The organism is Actinomadura sp. HBU206391 (genome assembly GCF_014323665.1).
Classification (GTDB): Bacteria; Actinomycetota; Actinomycetes; order Streptosporangiales; family Streptosporangiaceae; genus Actinomadura_C.
On the sequence record NZ_JABVEB010000577.1, the window covers coordinates 1 to 694 of the forward strand.

The window sequence follows — 694 nt, forward strand, 5'->3', positions numbered from 1 at the left end:
GTCATGCTGTTGATGACGAACGGTGACGCGCCTGCCGATCGACTGGCGGCCGGACAGGCACTGCAACGGATCCTGCTGCGGGCCGCCGAAGAGGACGTATCGGCGGCCTTCCACACCCAGCCGCTGGAAGTCGCCGAGCTGAGGGAGTTCATCCGCACGCGTTTTTGCGGTGGCGCCCACCCCCAGATGATCCTGCGGTTCGGCCAGAGCGGCCGTAATCCCGGCAGCGTGCGGCGGCCGGCTACAGACGTCACGAGAACAGAACATGCCCGCTGCCAGGTGCCCCGGTACCTGCGCCCCGAAAGAGGAGACGCGAATGCACACAGTAAAGGGCGTTATGACGACCGAGGTCGTGACGGTCGGGGCTAAGGCATCATTCAAGGACATCGTTGAGCGTATGCATCGGCAGCATGTCAGTACGTTGCCGGTGGTTGGCCCGGCAGGCCAGGTGCTGGGGGTCGTTTCCAAGAGCGATCTGTTGCTCAAGTCGGCCCATCCGGACGCCGAAGAGGAGTTCCACCTCACTCCGGGGGGCAGGCGCCGGCAGCGCAAGGCCTCGGGGACCATTGCCTCTGAGCTCATGACATCGCCGGCGATCACTGTTCCTGACACGGCGGCGGTCGATGACGCCCTGCGTGTCATGCGCCGGCATGGGGTGAGCAGGCTTCCCGTGGTCGATGCTTCGACGGGTTGT

Annotated in this window: 2 protein-coding genes; one reads left to right on the forward strand and one right to left on the reverse strand. The window is 65.1% G+C overall.

The genetic code is table 11. From position 1 onward, the window contains the following. Nucleotides 1-180 (reverse strand): hypothetical protein (locus tag HKK72_RS39505; protein WP_187239464.1); only part of this gene is annotated, 180 nt, incomplete at its 3' end. 136 nt (nt 181-316) lie between these two features. On the opposite strand from HKK72_RS39505, the gene HKK72_RS39510 reads away from it, so the two are divergent. After that, the coding region (locus tag HKK72_RS39510; protein ID WP_187239465.1) for a CBS domain-containing protein at nt 317-694 on the forward strand (378 nt) is incomplete at its 3' end.